The sequence below is a fragment of the Pseudoalteromonas sp. BMB genome (assembly GCF_001709235.1).
In the GTDB taxonomy this organism is placed as follows: Bacteria; Pseudomonadota; Gammaproteobacteria; order Enterobacterales; family Alteromonadaceae; genus Pseudoalteromonas; species Pseudoalteromonas maricaloris.
In genome coordinates, this window is record NZ_MBQA01000155.1 from 1 (window position 1) to 205 (window position 205).

Below are 205 nucleotides of genomic sequence, written 5' to 3' on the forward strand. Positions count from 1 at the left end.
GTCAAAGATGGCATACTTCAGGGCTATGTTCTATCGAGCTATTCGGCACGTAAATTGGGGATGCAAACCACTGGCAATGCAGGTGGTGCGCATAACTTGATAGTACAAAATACGCAGCACAGCTTTGACGATCTATTAAAGCTCATGGGCACCGGTTTATTGGTCACTGAGGTGTTAGGACATGGCTTAAACATGGTGTCTACTC

General features: G+C 45.9%; 1 protein-coding gene. It reads left to right on the plus strand.

Annotation, left to right across the window (positions count from 1 at the left end; genetic code table 11):
• Positions 1-205 (plus strand): metallopeptidase TldD-related protein (locus BB427_RS09260; RefSeq protein ID WP_254663613.1); only part of this gene is annotated, 205 nt, incomplete at both ends.